At 64.5% G+C, this 16,328-nt stretch carries 18 protein-coding genes; 9 read left to right on the top strand and 9 right to left on the bottom strand.

Annotated elements, in window-relative coordinates; genetic code table 11:
* The first annotated feature begins 7 nt into the window (after positions 1 to 7).
* Positions 8 to 2,044: an acyltransferase family protein gene (locus X742_RS144110; protein WP_023794541.1), complete on the top strand. Its 2,037-nt coding sequence runs from the start codon at positions 8 to 10 to the stop codon at positions 2,042 to 2,044.
* Between the two features lie 40 nt (positions 2,045 to 2,084).
* On the opposite strand, the gene X742_RS144115 is transcribed toward X742_RS144110, so the two are convergent.
* A complete protein-coding gene (locus X742_RS144115) occupies positions 2,085 to 2,945 on the bottom strand; it encodes an NmrA family NAD(P)-binding protein (RefSeq protein WP_031248418.1) in 861 nt (286 codons plus the stop codon).
* A gap of 217 nt (positions 2,946 to 3,162) precedes the next feature.
* On the opposite strand from X742_RS144115, the gene X742_RS144120 reads away from it, so the two are divergent.
* The 4 genes from X742_RS144120 to X742_RS0138260 all read left to right on the top strand — a co-directional run bounded on the left by X742_RS144120 (position 3,163) and on the right by X742_RS0138260 (position 6,348).
* On the top strand, positions 3,163 to 3,516 hold the full coding sequence (locus X742_RS144120; protein WP_023774624.1) for a hypothetical protein: 354 nt from the start codon (positions 3,163 to 3,165) through the stop codon (positions 3,514 to 3,516).
* Positions 3,517 to 4,039: 523 nt separating this feature from the next.
* On the top strand, positions 4,040 to 4,453 hold the full coding sequence (gene vsr / locus X742_RS144125) for a DNA mismatch endonuclease Vsr (protein ID WP_023794537.1): 414 nt from the start codon (positions 4,040 to 4,042) through the stop codon (positions 4,451 to 4,453).
* Position 4,454: 1 nt separating this feature from the next.
* Positions 4,455 to 5,636, top strand: a complete 1,182-nt coding sequence (locus X742_RS144130) for a DNA cytosine methyltransferase (protein WP_023774622.1) — start codon at positions 4,455 to 4,457, stop codon at positions 5,634 to 5,636.
* Between the two features lie 22 nt (positions 5,637 to 5,658).
* Positions 5,659 to 6,348 (top strand): Eco29kI family restriction endonuclease, encoded by a 690-nt coding sequence (locus tag X742_RS0138260; RefSeq protein ID WP_023794535.1) that lies wholly within the window; start codon positions 5,659 to 5,661, stop codon positions 6,346 to 6,348.
* A 92-nt stretch (positions 6,349 to 6,440) separates the two neighbouring features.
* Here the strand turns inward: X742_RS0138260 and X742_RS144135 are convergent, their stop codons facing one another.
* From X742_RS144135 to X742_RS144140, 3 genes are all read right to left on the bottom strand, one after another.
* Positions 6,441 to 7,034, bottom strand: a complete 594-nt coding sequence (locus X742_RS144135; protein ID WP_023774619.1) for a DUF6456 domain-containing protein — start codon at positions 7,032 to 7,034, stop codon at positions 6,441 to 6,443.
* A gap of 127 nt (positions 7,035 to 7,161) precedes the next feature.
* Positions 7,162 to 7,551, bottom strand: a complete 390-nt coding sequence (locus tag X742_RS1000000171615) for a hypothetical protein (protein WP_156939443.1) — start codon at positions 7,549 to 7,551, stop codon at positions 7,162 to 7,164.
* Positions 7,472 to 8,134, bottom strand: coding sequence for a DUF1376 domain-containing protein (locus tag X742_RS144140; RefSeq protein WP_023774617.1), 663 nt, complete (start codon positions 8,132 to 8,134; stop codon positions 7,472 to 7,474). Before X742_RS144140 ends, X742_RS1000000171615 begins: the two co-directional genes overlap by 80 nt.
* A 92-nt stretch (positions 8,135 to 8,226) precedes the next feature.
* On the opposite strand from X742_RS144140, the gene X742_RS144145 reads away from it, so the two are divergent.
* Positions 8,227 to 8,508, top strand: a complete 282-nt coding sequence (locus tag X742_RS144145; protein ID WP_023774616.1) for a DUF982 domain-containing protein — start codon at positions 8,227 to 8,229, stop codon at positions 8,506 to 8,508.
* A 39-nt stretch (positions 8,509 to 8,547) separates the two neighbouring features.
* Positions 8,548 to 8,904, top strand: a complete 357-nt coding sequence (locus X742_RS144150; RefSeq protein ID WP_023774615.1) for a DUF982 domain-containing protein — start codon at positions 8,548 to 8,550, stop codon at positions 8,902 to 8,904.
* A gap of 116 nt (positions 8,905 to 9,020) precedes the next feature.
* On the opposite strand, the gene X742_RS144155 is transcribed toward X742_RS144150, so the two are convergent.
* Entirely contained in the window at positions 9,021 to 9,728 is a 708-nt protein-coding gene (locus X742_RS144155) for a GcrA cell cycle regulator (protein WP_031248415.1), read from the bottom strand.
* Positions 9,729 to 10,303: 575 nt separating this feature from the next.
* Here X742_RS144155 and X742_RS144160 point away from each other — a divergent pair.
* A complete protein-coding gene (locus X742_RS144160; RefSeq protein WP_023774613.1) occupies positions 10,304 to 10,999 on the top strand; it encodes a helix-turn-helix transcriptional regulator in 696 nt (231 codons plus the stop codon).
* A 158-nt stretch (positions 11,000 to 11,157) separates the two neighbouring features.
* Here the strand turns inward: X742_RS144160 and X742_RS144165 are convergent, their stop codons facing one another.
* Positions 11,158 to 11,460: a hypothetical protein gene (locus X742_RS144165; RefSeq protein WP_023774612.1), complete on the bottom strand. Its 303-nt coding sequence runs from the start codon at positions 11,458 to 11,460 to the stop codon at positions 11,158 to 11,160.
* Positions 11,461 to 11,642: 182 nt separating this feature from the next.
* Here X742_RS144165 and X742_RS144170 point away from each other — a divergent pair, with 182 nt between their 5' ends.
* Entirely contained in the window at positions 11,643 to 12,005 is a 363-nt protein-coding gene (locus X742_RS144170) for a hypothetical protein (RefSeq protein WP_023774611.1), read from the top strand.
* A gap of 449 nt (positions 12,006 to 12,454) precedes the next feature.
* Here X742_RS144170 and X742_RS144175 read toward each other — a convergent pair whose 3' ends face one another.
* The 3 genes from X742_RS144175 to X742_RS144185 all read right to left on the bottom strand — a co-directional run bounded on the left by X742_RS144175 (position 12,455) and on the right by X742_RS144185 (position 16,121).
* Positions 12,455 to 13,471 (bottom strand): ABC transporter permease, encoded by a 1,017-nt coding sequence (locus X742_RS144175; protein WP_023774610.1) that lies wholly within the window; start codon positions 13,469 to 13,471, stop codon positions 12,455 to 12,457.
* Positions 13,468 to 15,051, bottom strand: a complete 1,584-nt coding sequence (locus tag X742_RS144180) for a sugar ABC transporter ATP-binding protein (RefSeq protein ID WP_023774609.1) — start codon at positions 15,049 to 15,051, stop codon at positions 13,468 to 13,470. Before X742_RS144180 ends, X742_RS144175 begins: the two co-directional genes overlap by 4 nt.
* A 122-nt stretch (positions 15,052 to 15,173) precedes the next feature.
* Positions 15,174 to 16,121, bottom strand: a complete 948-nt coding sequence (locus tag X742_RS144185; protein WP_023774608.1) for a substrate-binding domain-containing protein — start codon at positions 16,119 to 16,121, stop codon at positions 15,174 to 15,176.
* Positions 16,122 to 16,328: the final 207 nt, after the last annotated feature.

Below are 16,328 nucleotides of genomic sequence, written 5' to 3'. Positions count from 1 at the left end.
AGGTGTCGTGGCGGCATCGTTTCGGCCTGACATACAGGGCTTGCGCGCGCTGGCGGTTGGCGGCGTCGTCGCCTACCATTTTGGCGTCACGGCACTGCCCGGCGGCTTTGCCGGGGTCGACATCTTCTTTGTCATCTCCGGCTGGCTGATCACCACGCATCTGATGCAGGAGATCACCGAGACCGGCCGGCTCGACCTCTGGCGCTTCTATGCCAGGCGAGCACGGCGCCTTCTGCCGGCCGCCATCTTCGTCATCCTGGCCACGCTCGCCGTCGGCACCTTCATCATGGCGCCGCGGGAACAGGCGCTCTATTCGCGCGGCGCCATGTATGCCGCGGCCTACACCATCAATCTGTGGCTGCTGCGCTGGTCGTTCGACTATTTCGCCGCCGATTCCTTGAGCAATCCCTTCATCCACTTCTGGTCGCTGTCGGTGGAGGAGCAGTTCTATCTCGTCTGGCCGGCACTGCTTGTCTTCGCCGCCTGGCTGCATCGGGGCCGGCGCATGACGGTGGTCGTGATCGGCGCCGTCGGCCTCGCCTCCTTCGCGGCTTGTCTGTGGTTCACCAGCCTCTCGCCGGCCTGGGCCTTCTACTTCTCGCCGCTGCGGGCCTGGGAATTCGCCGCCGGCGGCCTGGCGACCTTTGCCACTCCAATCTTGTGGCGGCATCAGTTCTGGCTGCGGGCGGCACAGGGGTGGCTGGGCCTGGCGCTGATCGCCGTCGCCTATCTCTGTTTGAGCGAAAACCTGCCTTTCCCCGGCTGGTACGCGCTGCTGCCGGTTGCCGGCTCCGTGCTGGTGCTGTTGAGCGGCGCCGGCGAGCAGGGCGATGCCCCGGCCAAGACTCGCTGGCAGGCCTTGGCGCCCGCCGCCATGCTCTCGCTGGCGCCCTTGCAGTGGGTCGGCACGCTCTCCTATTCGCTCTATCTCTGGCATTGGCCCGTCATCGTCTATGCCGCCATGCTGCACCCCGACCTCGGCGTGGCGCAGCGTATCGGCTGCGCCGTGCTGGCGCTGGCGCTGTCGGCGGCCACCTACCGGCTGATCGAAAACCCCGCGCGGCGCGGCGACTGGCTGGCGGCGACAGCCAGGGCCTTTCGCTTCGACGCCAGCCCGGCCGCAAGACCGCTTCGGCTATTACCGGGGCTTGCCCTCGCCCCGGCCCTCGTGCTGACCGCCGCCGGCGTGGCTGCGGCCTACGCCAACGCGCATCTGGCCACCCGCAACATCGACCCGACCCAGCGCGGCATCGAAGAGGCCGCCGAACAGCCGTCCATCGCGCGCGCCGTCGACAAGGACTGCCTGCTCGATTTTCACACTGTGGAGCCGAAACCTTGCACCTTCGGGCCGGCCGACGCCGCCCACACCATCGTGCTGTTCGGCGATTCGCATGCCGACCACTGGTCGACGCCGCTGGTCGAGGCGGCAAAACGCAACGACACCAAAGTGGTCACCTACCTCAAATCCTCGTGCCGCGCTTCGCGGCTGTCGACCTTCAATGCCGTGCTCAAACGCGACTACACCGAATGCGACGCCTGGCGCGAACAGGCGATTTCAGACATTATCCGCGGCAAGCCGCGCCTGGTGGTGATCTCAGAATTCTCGATCGGCAATCTGACGCGCGACATGTCCGCCGCCAGCCGCGACGCCGAGATAGCTCGCTGGCAGGCCGGCCTGCGCTCTACCTTGGAGGCCTTCAGCCAGGCCGGCGTCGAGACCGCCGTGATCCGCGACACGCCGATCGGCGACAGCTTCGCGGACGCCTGCGTCGCCCGCGCGCTGTGGTGGCGCGAGGCGCCGTCGCTGTGCGACACACCGAGGGCCGAGGCCGCCAATGACGACGTGGCCGCCGCCGAGCGCGCGGTGGTGAAAAGCATCCCAGACACGCTCTATATCGACCTCACCGACCGCTTCTGCGGCCCGACCGAATGCCACGTCTTCATCGACGGCAAACTCGCCTTCCGCGACAGGCATCATCTGGCGACGGCCTTTGCCGAGACACTGGCAGGACCGCTGGAAAAGGCGCTGTTTAGAGGGAGTTAGACTTTCCTTGCCCCTTGTGGGAGAAGGAAGAAACGCTCGCTTACCCAGCCCCCGCCAGTTCCGCCATATACCGCTCCAACGTCACCTTCCCACGCTCCGGCCTGGTCGGCGGATCATAGGTGTCATCAACCGTCACCTCCGTCATGCGCGCGTAGGATTGTGCCGCTTTCGGCGAAAACCCCATGCTCTCGAACGTCTCAGCCCAATGTTCGCGAGGCACCGAGACCACGCGCACCTCCTTGCCGAGCGCCCCGCCAAAAGCGGCGGCGACATCCCTGGCCGTGTAGCGCGACGGCCCTTCGACGTGATGCAGGCCGTTCTTTTCCGGCGGCTCCGTAAGCAAGCGCGCCGCCGCTTCGCCGAGGTCGCGTGGCGCCACCATCGGCAGTTCGAAATCCGCCGGGAAGAGCGTGTTGACGATGGCCTCACGCCTGGCGGTCTCCAGGGAGGCATCCCAATTGCTCATGTAATAGGCCGCGCGGATGATGCTGGCCGGAATGGCCTGGCTATGCAGTTTTTCTTCCAGCCCATGCAGTACGGTGAGGTCGCCGGCCCGTTCGCCCGCATGCGCGCCATAGGCCGATTCCGCCACGACCTTCTCCAGTCCCGAACTGTCCAGCGCCGCAATGATGGCGTCCACAGTCCTGCGCTCCTCGGCATCCGTGTCGGTCGAAGGATCGGCCGGCGGATTGAGCAGGAACGCCCGTGTGCCACGCCTGAACACCCCGCGCAGCGCCTCGACATCGAGCACATCAGCCACCGCCACCTCCGCGCCCTGCGCGGCCAGAGGCGCCGCCTTGGCCTTGTCGCGCGTCACCACCGTGACCGGCTCGCCTTGCCGCAGGAGCGCTACCGTCGCTGCCGAGCCGACATGCCCGGTGCCGCCAAGAATGATGTGCATGGTCCAATCTCCCTTGCTGGTTGCATCCAGGGGAAATGGACGGCGGCGACCAAGGTTCAAAACGCCCCTCGCCATGCTGACAGGTATGGCCAGGGCGGCATCGCCCGGCAGGTCCTTTGGCGCCACGGCAACCAGCTCGAACGATCGATTCATCGATTTATGGGAACAGGGCCGTGGCTGCAGCGTTTATTAGACACACCTTAAGAAGGAGGTTGTCATGAAAAAGCTCTTGATTGCATCCGTGATCGCGATCGCTTCGGCGGTGGCGGTGATCGCTCCGGCAAGTGCCGCCAGTATTACGCTCGGCATCGGGAACGGCTATGATGACGACTACTACGTTCCCAGACATCGCGACTATTACCGTCACTACTCCGACGATGGCGCCTATTACGGTGGCTACTCCGACGATGGCGCCTATTACCGCCGTCACCACTATCGTTATGGCGTCTACGACGACGGTTACCGGCCGCGCTATTACGGCATGTACCATCGCCGCTGCCACACCGAGTTGGTGAAGCATTGGCGTCACCACCACCGTGTCATCGAGACAGTGCGCGTCTGCGGCTATTGACCTTGGGATATATCCCGGCCGGCGTAAGCCGGCCGGTGGCTTGCTAACGGACGGATAAAAGAGCGTGCTTCAAGATCAGTGCACGCCGCGAACCGCTTTCCGTGGTGAGCCTAGAACGCCGGATGTGGCATCAATCGCCGCGCAACAACGCCTCCGCGTAGCGGCCATTGGTGATGAAAGGCCCGGCGCCGGAAATTCGAGATAGTCAGCCGCGTAGGCATAATGGTGTCAGACCGTTCAGGATCCGGTACGACATGGTCACACGCGCTTAGGCAATATAGGCTCGGCCGCCATTGCGTTGCGGCTCACGTAAAGAGCACCCAATCGCCGACAACGTTTCGGGCCGCTTGCCAGGCTCAACGTCGAAACGGCTTTCACGATTCCCAGGCACTGCTTGGTATTGGGCTTAGCGAGCTTTCAAGCTTCGGGCGAGATGACTCCCTCCATCAATGCTTGCGCCTCTGGCCCTTCACTTTCGCGGCAAAACGCAACACCATCTTCCCGAATCATGAGACGATGAAAAGTGGACACCCTCTCTACCACCGAACGAAGCGAACGGATGGCGCGTATCCATGGCAGGGATACGAAGCCGGAGATGGTCGTGCGCCGGCTGCTCCACGGGATGGGCTATCGTTACCGGCTCCACCGTGGCGACCTGCCTGGAAAGCCGGACATTGTTTTTGGAAAACGCAAAAAAGCGATTTTCATTCATGGCTGCTTTTGGCATCGTCACGACGATCCGGCGTGCACGCTCGCCCGTCTTCCAAAGTCCCGGTTGGACTTCTGGGGACCAAAATTGTCGGCAAACGCGAAGCGCGACGCGCTCAAACAGGATGCACTGAAGCGGCTCGGCTGGAACGTACTGGTTGTCTGGGAATGCGAATTGCGGCAGGGTGAACAATTAGAGAACAAGCTGCGCCAATTCGTGGGGGAATAGCATGAAGTCGATCGAGCTGTTCGCAGGCGCCGGCGGGCTTGGCATGGGTGTGAGCCGTGCCGGCTTCACGCCGGAAGCCGTAATTGAGTGGGACCGATGGTGCTGCGATACCATTCGAGAAAACCGGACTGATGGCCTCGGCCTGGTCGGCGACTGGCCCGAGCCCATCGAGGGCGATGTCCGCAGCGTCGATTTTCGGGCGCACGAGGGCAAGATCGATCTGGTGACAGGCGGCCCGCCCTGCCAGCCATTCTCGCTGGGCGGCAAGCATCGCGCCCATCTGGATTCGCGTGATATGTGGCCGGAAGCAGTCCGCGCGGTCCGCGAAACCAAGCCACGCGCCTTCATCTTCGAGAATGTAAAAGGGCTGACCCGCGAAACCTTCGCGACGTATTTTTCGCACATCGTACTGCAAATGACGTACCCCGAGTTGGTCGCCGAATCCGACGAGGGTTGGGAAAGCCACCTGCGGCGGCTCGAGAAGCATCATACTGGCCGTCGCGGACCAAGAGGCCTCGAATATCGGGTCGTTCCACGTTCGTTGAACGCGGCGAATTACGGGATTCCGCAGCGTCGGGAGCGCGTGATTTTCGTGGGCTTTCGAGCCGACCTCGACATCAAATGGGCTTTTCCATTGGAAACGCACTCTCTGGAGGCCTTGCTGTGGGATCAGGAAAACGGGGACTACTGGGACCGACATAAAGTCCGCAATGCTGATCGCAAGGTTGGGGACAGGCATTCCGAGCGCGCGGCGCGGCTCGACGTCAAACCAAAAACCGCACCATGGCGGACAACGCGAGATGCGATTGGCGATCTGCCCGATCCCGAGCACGAGTCGCGAAAAGCCGCGAACCATAACAATCACCGGTTCCAACCTGGGGCGCGATCCTACCCCGGACATACTGGGAGCCCGCTCGACGAACCGGCCAAGACCTTGAAAGCAGGCGTCCATGGCGTTCCGGGCGGCGAGAACATGCTGCTGCGGCCGGATGGTAGCGTGCGATACTTTACCGTGCGCGAAAGCGCTCGCTTGCAGACATTCCCGGATAATTTCCGCTTCCACGGCGCATGGTCCGAAACCATGCGTCAGCTCGGCAATGCCGTCCCGGTGGAACTGGCGAACATTATCGCGCGCAGCGTGAAACGCCATCTTACGTTGGGGGGATCGGACTTCCTGAAATGAAGGCTTATGTGTTGGGGGCAGCGTGACTGAAGATGTTTATAATCCGCTGGATAAACTGAACCTTGCCCGTAGCATCGAATTTGAACTGCTAACGCGCGAGCCTGGACCGCTGTCTTCGGTCGATCATATTCCTGGTGCGGGTGTGTACGTCATCTATTATTCCGGCAGCTTGCCCATTTATGCCCCGATTGCCGAAGGCAATAAAGGCGGCACCTTTAGCCGGCCGATCTATGTAGGCAAGGCTATTCCCAAAGGCGGAAGAAAAGGTGGCCTTCGGAGAGACTTCTCGCCAACTGGCAACGCACTCGCAAGTCGTCTCCGTCAGCATGCAGCGTCGATCGACGAAGCGATCAATCTCAACCTCGCTGATTTTTCCCTCCGTCATCTTGTGGTGGACGACATTTGGATTCCTTTAGGCGAAAACATGCTCATTGAGACGTTTCAGCCGACCTGGAATCGTGCAATCGATGGTTTCGGGAACAAGGACCCGGGCCGTAGACGAGCCAACCAATACAAGTCTCCTTGGGATGTGCTTCATCCCGGGCGACGCTTCGCCGACAAATTAGGTGATGGCGGAATGACAACAGAATTCCTGGAGCAACGCGTAGCGGACTACCTAGCGGGCCGCCCACTGGCTAGATTGCCAAAGGTGATCGCCGACCAGCAGGACGAAGAAACGAAAGAAACCGAGGAGAGCGCGGACGAAGCGTAGATCAGTGCTATCGACCCGCTCGGCGGAAGACCGAGACGACGGGCTGTACCGTAGCTCTTCCCCGGTGATTTGCCGTTTAGAATGGAGCTGCCCTAGCGCCCCATCATCATCCCATAATGCACGGCCAGCAGATCGAGCCCTACCTTCAACAGCTTCGTCACCACGTCGCGCCCTTCGCCATCCTGTTCGGCCACGGTCTTCACCGGCTGTTCCAGGCACACGACATTCCGCACGATTGCCGCCACGTCCCAATGCCCGAGCGCCCGTGTCGCGGCGGCGTGCGCGCGGCCGGCGTTCAGCACGCTGTCGGCGATGCCGCCGCCGAGGCGCCCGCCGTCGACGCGCTCCGTCCAGCGCATCGGCTTGATATCGGCCTGCTGGCTGCACCGGAAGTGCTCGCGGTAGCGCATGCCGGCCTCGCGCTGCTGGCGGGTCAGCGAGGTGATGCCCAGCAGCGGGTCGACATTGCGCACCCGCACGATGCCGCCGGTGGAAGTGTGGCCGTCATTCGACACCTCGTAGACGCGCCGTGCCTCGGCCGTTCCCGGTGTCAGCCGCTTGCGGCCGAAGGCATCGTCCTTCAGCGCGAAATCATGGCCGACCTCGCGGCGGATGCGCACCTGCTCGGCCTCGCCTCTCGGCAGTTTCGGCGCTTGCGGCCTGGCGGCCTTGGTTTTCTTGGGCATGGGTGGCTCCTTGGTTGTGTTCGAGTGGTGGCCTTGCAGAACCTGGGTTCCTCGCCTGGCAAAGCGTGGGAGGGGTGGCCGCGAAGCGGACCGAGCGGGGCAGCGCCGACAGTCGAAAGTTGCCTCTTCAGGGGTGCGCATTGCGATGCTCATTCTCAGTCGGCTCTGGCGTGGCCTCCTCTCCGTCCCGGCTTCGCCGGGCCACCTCTCCCCCGCTTCGCGGAGGCGAGGAAACCAGGCCGGCGCCCCTCCGCGCCAGCAACTCCCGCATCACCCGCCGCTCGCGCACTTCTATGCAGAGCTGCGCGCTCGAAGGGCAGAACTGCGCGTTGCCGCTCCTCACCTCGCCGCGCACGAAGCGCTGGATGGCGGCCTGCAGGTCGCCCAGCTCTGCATCCCTGATCGCGCCGAGGTAGCCGCGCAGTTGCATCTCGACGTCAGTCAGGGCGGATTGCGGGAAGCAGGAGAACATTGCCGCCAGCGCCTTCGTTGCCTGCTGCAGTTCGGCCGTGGTCATATCCGCGGATCTCCTCGATGATGGCGTTGGCGGCGTCTCCGTGGGTTTTCGGCCTGGTCCAGCCCAGCGGCATTTTGAGCCGGCCCTGGCCCTGCGATCTCGAAGCCGCCTCGCGGCCCCCAATCGAAATCCCCGGTCTTTCGCGCCCCTCGCGCGCTGAAAAAGCGGAAGCTTTTTCCATCTGGTTTCTGGACTCTGGAGAATGCCGCGTCAAAACATCGGCATTTGCTTGGACACGCGCCTTTGTTTTCAAGGCGGTGGCGGCTCCGCCGCGCGCGCCGGCGGCCGCTCTCGCCTCGCACTTGAGCCGCGCCTTGCACAGCTCCTTCGTCAGTCTCTTGTGTCCGATCTCGTCGCCCTCGCGCTCGAAGAAGGCGAGCAGCTCGGCGCTGATCGCCCGCCATCGCTTCAATGGCAGGCGGGCCACGCGCGCCAGCCTGGCGTCGTCCTCGGGCAGGCTTCCCCCGGCGTTCCACATCGCCATCAGCAGCAGCATGTAGGCGCCGATCTGCTCGGTCGAGAGTTGCAGCGTGTCGCCGACGAAATCGGAGACGTAGAGCTGCATGAAGGGCCGTTCGCTCATGCCGCGCACCACCTTGTTCCTACAGCCGCGCTAATGGAACCCGCCGCCGGTCCGGACGTTGTGACGCGTCCATGCCCAAGGGAGGATTGCCCATGACGGCTTTCATGCCGGTGACCCTGCGTTTCTGCGACAACAAGACCATGCTGGTCGGCTCGGTGGCCGAGGCGGCGACGGCGCTTCGTCACCAATGGCCCGACAAAACCGCGCCGGGCTACCTCGAGGCGGCACGGCTCGTCCGGCTCGCGGTCGAGGGTACTTGCTGTCCGCGCCCCGCCTTCGAGGCCTTCCGCGAGGCGGCCAGGCAACAAGGCATATTGGTGGCCAAGCCAAGAAGCCGCGCGCATGAGTGGCTCGACGCGGCGGCGAGCCCCTGAGACGGCCGCGATGCAACCGGCGGCAGGCCTTTTGCGTTTATGAGCGTCGGCTTGAAAGCCGGGCTTGGACCGAAGGTGAATGCCGTGGGTACGATGAAGACCGGAGTGCCGCTCAAAGTCTCCCTGGACGGCCATGTCGAGGAGATCGAGACTGTCAGCGAGGCCGCCGATTTCCTGCAGCGCTGGCCGATCGAGCGGCGGGGCCACGTCTATCGCAGCGCCCTCAACGCCTGCAGCGCCGCCATCGCGGCGCAGATCTCGCAATCCGATGCGATGAAAGTGTTCACCGGCTTTGCCCGCGTTGCCGGCATTCTGGTTGCGGGCGGCGGCCCGGCGACGATGCTGGAGCAACGGGCGGCGCAGCAGCCTAAACAAGGGCGCCAGATGCCGAAATAGCGGTGCGGCGCGATGGGCGTTCACAGTGATTCTCCCGAATTGGCGGCGATCGAAACTGGTGACGGCGGCGTTAGAAGCGCCTTTCTCTCCATTCAACGGGGAGAAGGGACCGAGCTTCACCCGGCTTCGCAAACAGGCCGGTGAAAGCGTGCCTGATGGTAGCTGCAGTAGCTTTTCATCGTCGTGGTGCGCATGCCGCAGCACAGCATGTCCTGGCCGGGCCGTCCCGCGGGCGCAACATTTTTGGCATCTTCCTCCAGCGCCAGGTCGAGCGGCGCGCGGCAGCGGGTGAACAGGCAGTCGATGAAGCGCATGGCCACGCCATGCGGCTGCCGGCCAATAGGACCGTGCGGCGACGCCGGCACCTTGAAGCGATAGGTTTGCCCATCAGCAGTCAGCACGCCAGCCTCGCGCTGGAAAAGCCGTGGCCGCACGGGCGAAGGAGCCCGCTTCGGCCGCACGGCCGGTGTGCTCCCCGGCTGCGGGATGGCGCCGGCACGGCTCGTTGGGGGTTCCGCCTTGGCGGCTCGGCTCGCCGCCTTGCCCATCGCCGTGCCGGCTGCCGACAAGACCCTGCCATTGGAGAAGCCGATCGCGCCCNTCGCCGCCTTGCCCATCGCCGTGCCGGCTGCCGACAAGCCCCTGCCATTGGAGAAGCCGATCGCGCCCAGCATGGCGTTGCGATGGACGACGCCGATAATGGCGTTGCGCGATACTGGGCTGCCGCGCTGTGCGCTGAACGCCGCCGCGATCCTGGAGGCCGAAAGCCCATCCCCGAGCCAGGCGGCAATCGCCTGCAATTCGCTGTCACTGTAGCTTGCCATGTCCGTCTCCATTGCGCGGCCAGCGGCCGCCGTGGACGGGGCCGTCAGGCACGCGTCTGGTTTGCCCCGCGGCCTCATGGGCGCTGTCGGGCTGGTCTGGCCTGTCGGCCGCTGGGATTGCTTCGGAACCGGCCGCTCAGCCCCGCCGGCCGACCGACGCGGCGGCGAAGCGCGCAAGCCGCGCCCCCCACGTCCCTATCGGGGGGCCGAACCCGCCCTGCCGGTCATCGGCTCGTACAGGATGTACGGTGCCGTCCTGCGTGCGACAGGCAACACCCTCGGCCGGGTCGAATGGGGGCCGGAGCCGCGGGGAGCGGCTCCGGCCGTTCCGGCCGCCGGGAACGGGCCGACCGACGCAAGGCCGATGCACCAGGGCAATCGGCTTCGCGCTTCGCCCCGGCCGAGGAGGAGGCGGCCGGGGCGGAATGGAAAGGGCAGTCCGGCATGCCGGCCTGGCGGCGCTGTCGACTCTGAGAGGGTTGAGCTTTCGCATGAGTTGATATAAGCATAACTCAAAAATTGATGCAAGCCATTCTTTCATGGACGAAAGCAGGACTTGCCGGTCACATGAGGCCATGGTGAAAACGCAACTGTCGATCAGGGTCGGGGCCGCGATCCGCCAGGCACGCAAGCAGCGTGGCCTGGTCATGCGCCACATCGCCGAACACAACGAGACCGATGTCGCCGCCGTAGGCAACTGGGAAACCGGGCGCAACCTGCCTAAGACCGAGAACTTGCTGAAGACCGCCGCCTTCCTGCGCGTCGACCCCGTGGCGCTGGGCCAAGGACAGGTCGTCTTCCTCGACGATGTCGGCCCGGTGGCGGACGCCGAGATCGTCACCGACGCCGGCCCGCTGTCGGCCGGAGCGATGGACATTCCGGTGCTGGGCGCCGCCGTCGGCGGCGACGACGGCGACTTCACCTTGAACGGCGAGCCGGCAGGATACGTGCAGCGTCCGCCAGGGGTCCGCAACCTGCCGAGAGTATTCGCGCTCCATGTCCTCTCGGATTCCATGGTGCCGCGCTACGAACCCGGCGACATGATCTATTGCGGCGGCCGCGACGCGGTGCCGGGCGACCATGTGGTGATCGAGACCTTTCCGGACGAGAACGAGAAGAACGGCAAGGCCTTCATCAAGAAGCTGGTCCGGCGCACCGCGGGCGAGCTGGTGGTCGAGCAGTACAATCCGCCCAAGACGCTGACCTTCAACCGCTACGCCATCAAGCACGTCTGGCGGGTGATTCCGCTGAAGGAACTGCTGGGATACTAGACCGGGCCTGCGTGCCGTGGGCTATCGCCGGCGAGCCACGATAGCATTCAGCCTCAGGGACAACACCGTGACGATCTTGCAGGCCTTTCGCGGAGGGCGAGACGTTGCCCTTTCCGACGCAGACGACGTCTGCTGACGACTTCGCCAGCCGCCGCCCCTCAAGTTCGCCTCGACCCCTCCAGCGGCACGTCGCGGCCGCTCAGCATGCGGGCTTCCGAGCGCACGCGCTGGCGCTCGTCGATGAAAGCGGCCTGGATCGAGATCGCCGTGCCAGGCAGCCCGTCGGCCCGGCAGGCCGAGCAGACGATACGGCCCGACAGCGCGGCCAGCGGCGTGCTCCCGTTCACCCCGAAGCGCTTCAACTGATCGGGCCGCCACCACCTGTTGCGGCCGCAATCGGCGCACTCGACCGACAGCGAGGCAACCTGCGCGATCACTGCTTCCCTGCCCGGCAACGCCATCACTTCTCCGTCCTTTTGTTCCTGATTTGTTCATATCTTCCCGTGTTTCGAAGCAGGAGTCGAGTCGCGGTTTTCAAACTCTTCCAAAAGTCTCCCTTCTATGTCTGTCAGAGTTATGCTTACATATCACTTGCAAATATGAGTCGGCGCCGGATCACCTCGCGCCAGATCCGGGAGCAAGGATGGATGCCGCCAATTTCGCCCGCGCCTGCGGTTACACCGGCGACAGCCCCGCCTTGCTCTTAGCCTTCGAGGCGATCCGACGCACCGGCATCGCGCAGGCCCGCCTGGATCATTTCAGGCGCAAGGCCGTCATCGACGAGTTGAAGCAGGCGGAGCCGCTGTTCCTGGCCATGATCGGCCCAGCGCTGTCGGCGCACGAAGCCGTCGAGGATGCAGTCCGTTTCATCGCCGGCTGGCGCAACATGCCGCGCTGGCGCCAGGAACGACGGCTGGCCGATCTCGCCAGGGCGAAGCAGCAGCGGCTTGTGGCGCGCTTCTTCCGCCGTTTCGGCCATCGTCTTTGGGCACTTGAGGCAGCCTGAGGCCCGAGTACGGCTGGACCGAGCCATTCGCGGGTTCCAATCCCCGATTTTGGTTTCTAGATTGCGCCTGGGATGGCTGTTCGTTCGACGCGCTTAATTTGGAATGTTCAAGACTGCCCGCTCAAGAGTCCAGACCTGGATAAGGGCCGGGGCGGGAACCATTGCCGCCTTGTCCGTCGCTGGCCTGATGGGGGCATTCGGCGCCCTGCCCGCCCATGGTCCACCACAATTGCCGCCAGACGGCAGCGCCGGCCGAACCGCTCGACGCGGCTGGTCACGCGCACATTGCCGCTCAGGCCGAAACCGGCTTGGCCGAGCGAGGCGCGCGAATATTGGCGCACGATATCGCGTTTCTTGCAAGAAATGGGACAGCTTTCCTGGCAAATGGCCGGGTGAGATGCCCCCTCTGTCCAGCCTGACAGAGGCGGGTGAGCGCAGAGCCCTCGTTCCTATCGCCTCACCCGCGACTTCAGCCAGCGGTCGAACGCCACCGCCAGGATCAGGATCAGCCCAATGACGATGCTTTGCGTGTAGGACGAGACGTTGTTGAACTGCAGGCCGTTCTGCAGCACGCCGATCAGGGCCGCGCCCACCACCGTGCCGCCGACCGAGCCGATGCCGCCGAATAGCGAGGTGCCGCCGATGACGACGGCGGAGATCACCGTCAATTCGTAGCCGATGCCGGCGACCGCTTCGGAAGAATTCAGCCTGGCCGACAGCACGAAGGCGGCGAGCCCGGCGAAGAAGCCGACGATGACATAGACCGAGACCAGTATGCGGTCGACGCGCAGGCCCGACAGCCGCGCGGCCTCGGCATTGCCGCCGACGGCATAGACGGCGCGGCCATAGCGGGTGTAGCGCAGCACGATGTGGCACAGGATGGCGGCGATGGCGAAGATGATCGCCGGCACCGGCACCGGACCGATCAGCCCCGTGCCGAACCAGCGCATCGAGGCGTCGAAACCGGAGATCGGGCCGCCATTGGAAATGGTCAGCGTCAGCCCGCGGAACACCGTCAGCCCACCCAGCGTGACGACGAAGGGCGGCACTTTCAGCCTTGTGATGGCGAACCCCTGCACGCCGCCGGCGAGCGCACCGACCACGACAGCGGCGAGCAACGCCGCGAACCAGCCAAAACCCTGCGTGCCTGACGTCGACAGCGACAGCGTGTTGGCGGTGCCGCCCTTGGCGACCACGGCCGCGACCATGCCACAGAAGGCGAGCAGTGAGCCGACCGAAAGGTCGATGCCGGCGGTGAGGATGACGAAGGTCATGCCGAGCGCGATCAGCCCGGTGATCGAGATCTGCCTGGTGATGTTGAACAGGTTGATCGGATCGATGAAGCTCGGCTTCAGCACGGTGAAGACGACGACCAGCGCCGCCAGGAAGAGCAGCGGCCCAAAACTCATCAAAAGCCGCGCGATCGTCACGCCGCCGCGCTGGCTCTGTTCCTCGGCAATGCTCATCGTGCCTGCCCCTCCGCATCCTGTGCCGGCATATCCTGCCTGTCGAGCGCCATCAGTTCCATCAATCTTTCCTCGTTTGCCTCGACGCCCGGCATTTCACCGGTGATGCGTCCCTTGCGCATGGTGACGATGCGGTCCGACACCGCCAGCACCTCGGGCAGTTCGGACGAGATCATCATCACCGCGATGCCGCGCGCCGCGAGTTGCACCAGGATCTGATGCACCTCTGCCTTGGCGCCGACATCGACGCCGCGCGTCGGCTCGTCGACGATCAGCACTTTCGGGTCGCGCGCCAGCCAGCGCGCCAGGATAACCTTCTGCTGGTTGCCGCCCGACAGCCCCTCGATCGCCTGCTCGGCCGAAGCCATACGGATCGACAGCATCTTCCTGAACCCCGACAGCGCGTCGCGCTCGCGCCGCTCGGCCATGAAGCCGAAGCCGTTGCTGAAACGCCCAAGCGAGGCGACGGAAAAATTCGGCAGGATACCAAGTGCTGCAAAGATCGCCTGGTGCTTGCGGTCTTCCGGCACCAACCCAATGCCGAGCGCGATGGCGTCGGCCGGCGATGCGGGCGCGATCTGTTTGCCGTCGAGCGTGATCGTTCCCGCCGCGATGCGGTCGGCGCCGAAAACGGCGCGCGCCAGCTCCGTGCGGCCGGAGCCGACGAGACCGGCGACGCCGAGGATCTCGCCCGCCTTGAGGTCGATATCGACACCGTCGAGCACGATGGCGTGCGGCGCTTCGGGATCGCGCACGGTGCGCAAGCCCCGAACCGACAGCACCACATCGCCGGCCGCCGCGCGTTGCGCCGGACGGGCGTAAAGTTCGGAAGCGGCGCGGCCGACCATCTTTTCAATGATAGCGGGCAATTTGATCGGTCCCCCCTGACGCTCGAGATGCCCCGCCAGCCTGCCGTCGCGCAGCACCGTCATGCGGTCGCAGATGGCGGATGCCTCTTCCAGCCGGTGGGTGACGAACATGATCGCGACGTGATCCTTGCGCAGCCGGTCCATGATTGACATCAGCCTCCGCACCTCGGTCTCGGTCAGCGCCGAGGTCGGCTCGTCCATGATGATCAGCCGGCTTTTCAAGGACAACGCACGGGCGATCTCGACCAGCTGCTGCTCGGCCACCGACAGCGCCGAAACCGGCGTCATCGGGTCGATGGTAAGGCCGACGCGGGCAATGATGGCGCGGGAATCCTGTTCCATCTTGCGCCAGCTCACCAGCCCAAGCCGGCCGATCGGCGCGCGGCCGATAAAGATGTTCTCCGCCACCGTCAGCGTCGGGATCAGGCTGAGCTCCTGGTAGATGGTGACGATGCCCAGCCGCTTGGCCTCCTGCGGGCTCGCCGGCTGGTAGTCGGCGCCGTCGAAGGTGATGCGGCCGCCGGAAGGCGGCATGACGCCCGACAGGATTTTCAGAAGCGTCGATTTTCCCGCGCCGTTTTCGCCAAGCAGGCCAAGGATTTCGCCGGCGCGGACATCGAGCGAGACATCGCTCAGCGCGGTCACCCCGGCAAAATGCTTGGTCAGGCCTTCGACGGAAAGCAGGGCGGGTGCGGCTTCAGCTGGCGGCAAGCAGTCCTCCTCGATGCTGTTCGGATGCTGTGCGCCAAGCCGCGCTTGAACACCCCCTCTGTCCTCCCGGACAGTTGGCGGGACAGAGGGGGATGCTGTCCCGCCGGCCTCATTCAATCAGCCTACTTCGTCTCGTTCAATCTCTCCGCCTTGTCGAGATTGTCCTTACCGATGACGATCGGCGTCAGCAGCACCAGCTTCTCCTTCGGCTCGGTCTTGTCCTTGGCGTAGGCGACCGCGATCTGCACGGCGGTGCGCGACTGCTTGCCGGGGAACTGTTCGACCGTGCCGGCGAGCTTGCCGTCGCGCACCGCGACCAGCGCTTCCGGCAATGCATCGAAGCCGTAGATCTTGACGTCGCTGAAATTGCGCGCGGCACACGCTTCGAGCGCGCCCAGCGCCATGTCGTCATTGGCGCAGATGATGGCGTCCGGCTTGCCGTTGGCGGCAAGGCCGGCTTCCGTCACCGTCAGCGCCTCGGCGCGGGCGAAGTTGGCTGTCTGCTCGTAGACGATCTGGTACTTGTCCTTCAGCGGATCGAGCACATTGTGCACGCCCTTGTTGCGGTCGATCGCGGGACCCGCGCCCGGCTGGCCCTGCAGGTGGAACAGCTTGGCGCCCTTGGGGAATGCGGCCACCATGGCCTGGGCTTCCGCCTCGCCGCCCTTGACATTGTCGGCGCCGACATGGGCCAGAATGCCCTGGACACCGTCGACGCGGCGGTCGATCGTCACCACGGGAACGCCGGCCTTGACCGCTTCCTCGATGGCTGGCGCCAGCGCGTTGACGTCGAGCGGCGAGATGACGATGGCGTTGACCTTCTGCACCAGCGCCGCCTCGATGTCGGCGGTCTGCTTGGTGGCCGAGTTCTGGCCGTCGCTCTCGGTCAGGTTGACGCCTTGCGCCTGCGCTTCGGCCTTGATCTCGTTCAGCATGTGCACGAAGAAGGGAAAGCCGAGACTTGGCACCGAGCCGAGAATGGTGAGTTTGTCCTCGGCGAAAGCCGAGCGTGCGGCCAGCATCATGGCGCCCGCGGCCACGGACGTCATCAGGAATTCGCGTCTGTTCATGGGTTCCTCCTCCACAGAAGCGCACGGCCCCTAAAAACCGGGACCGGTTTCAGGAAGGATCATGCGCCGGTTAAAGTGTTGGAGCATCCTCCTTGCGCCAAGAACGCATGCCGCTCCAGCTGACAGCCGCCTAAATTCCTCCGATCGGCGTCAACAAGAGGATGCTAACCCAGGGTCAACCATTTGTGCAACATCGATATAACAGCC

The sequence above is a fragment of the Mesorhizobium sp. LNHC229A00 genome, from assembly GCF_000502415.1.
Lineage (GTDB): Bacteria > Pseudomonadota > Alphaproteobacteria > Rhizobiales > Rhizobiaceae > Mesorhizobium.
This window is presented reverse-complemented; position numbering and strand designations above follow the sequence as displayed.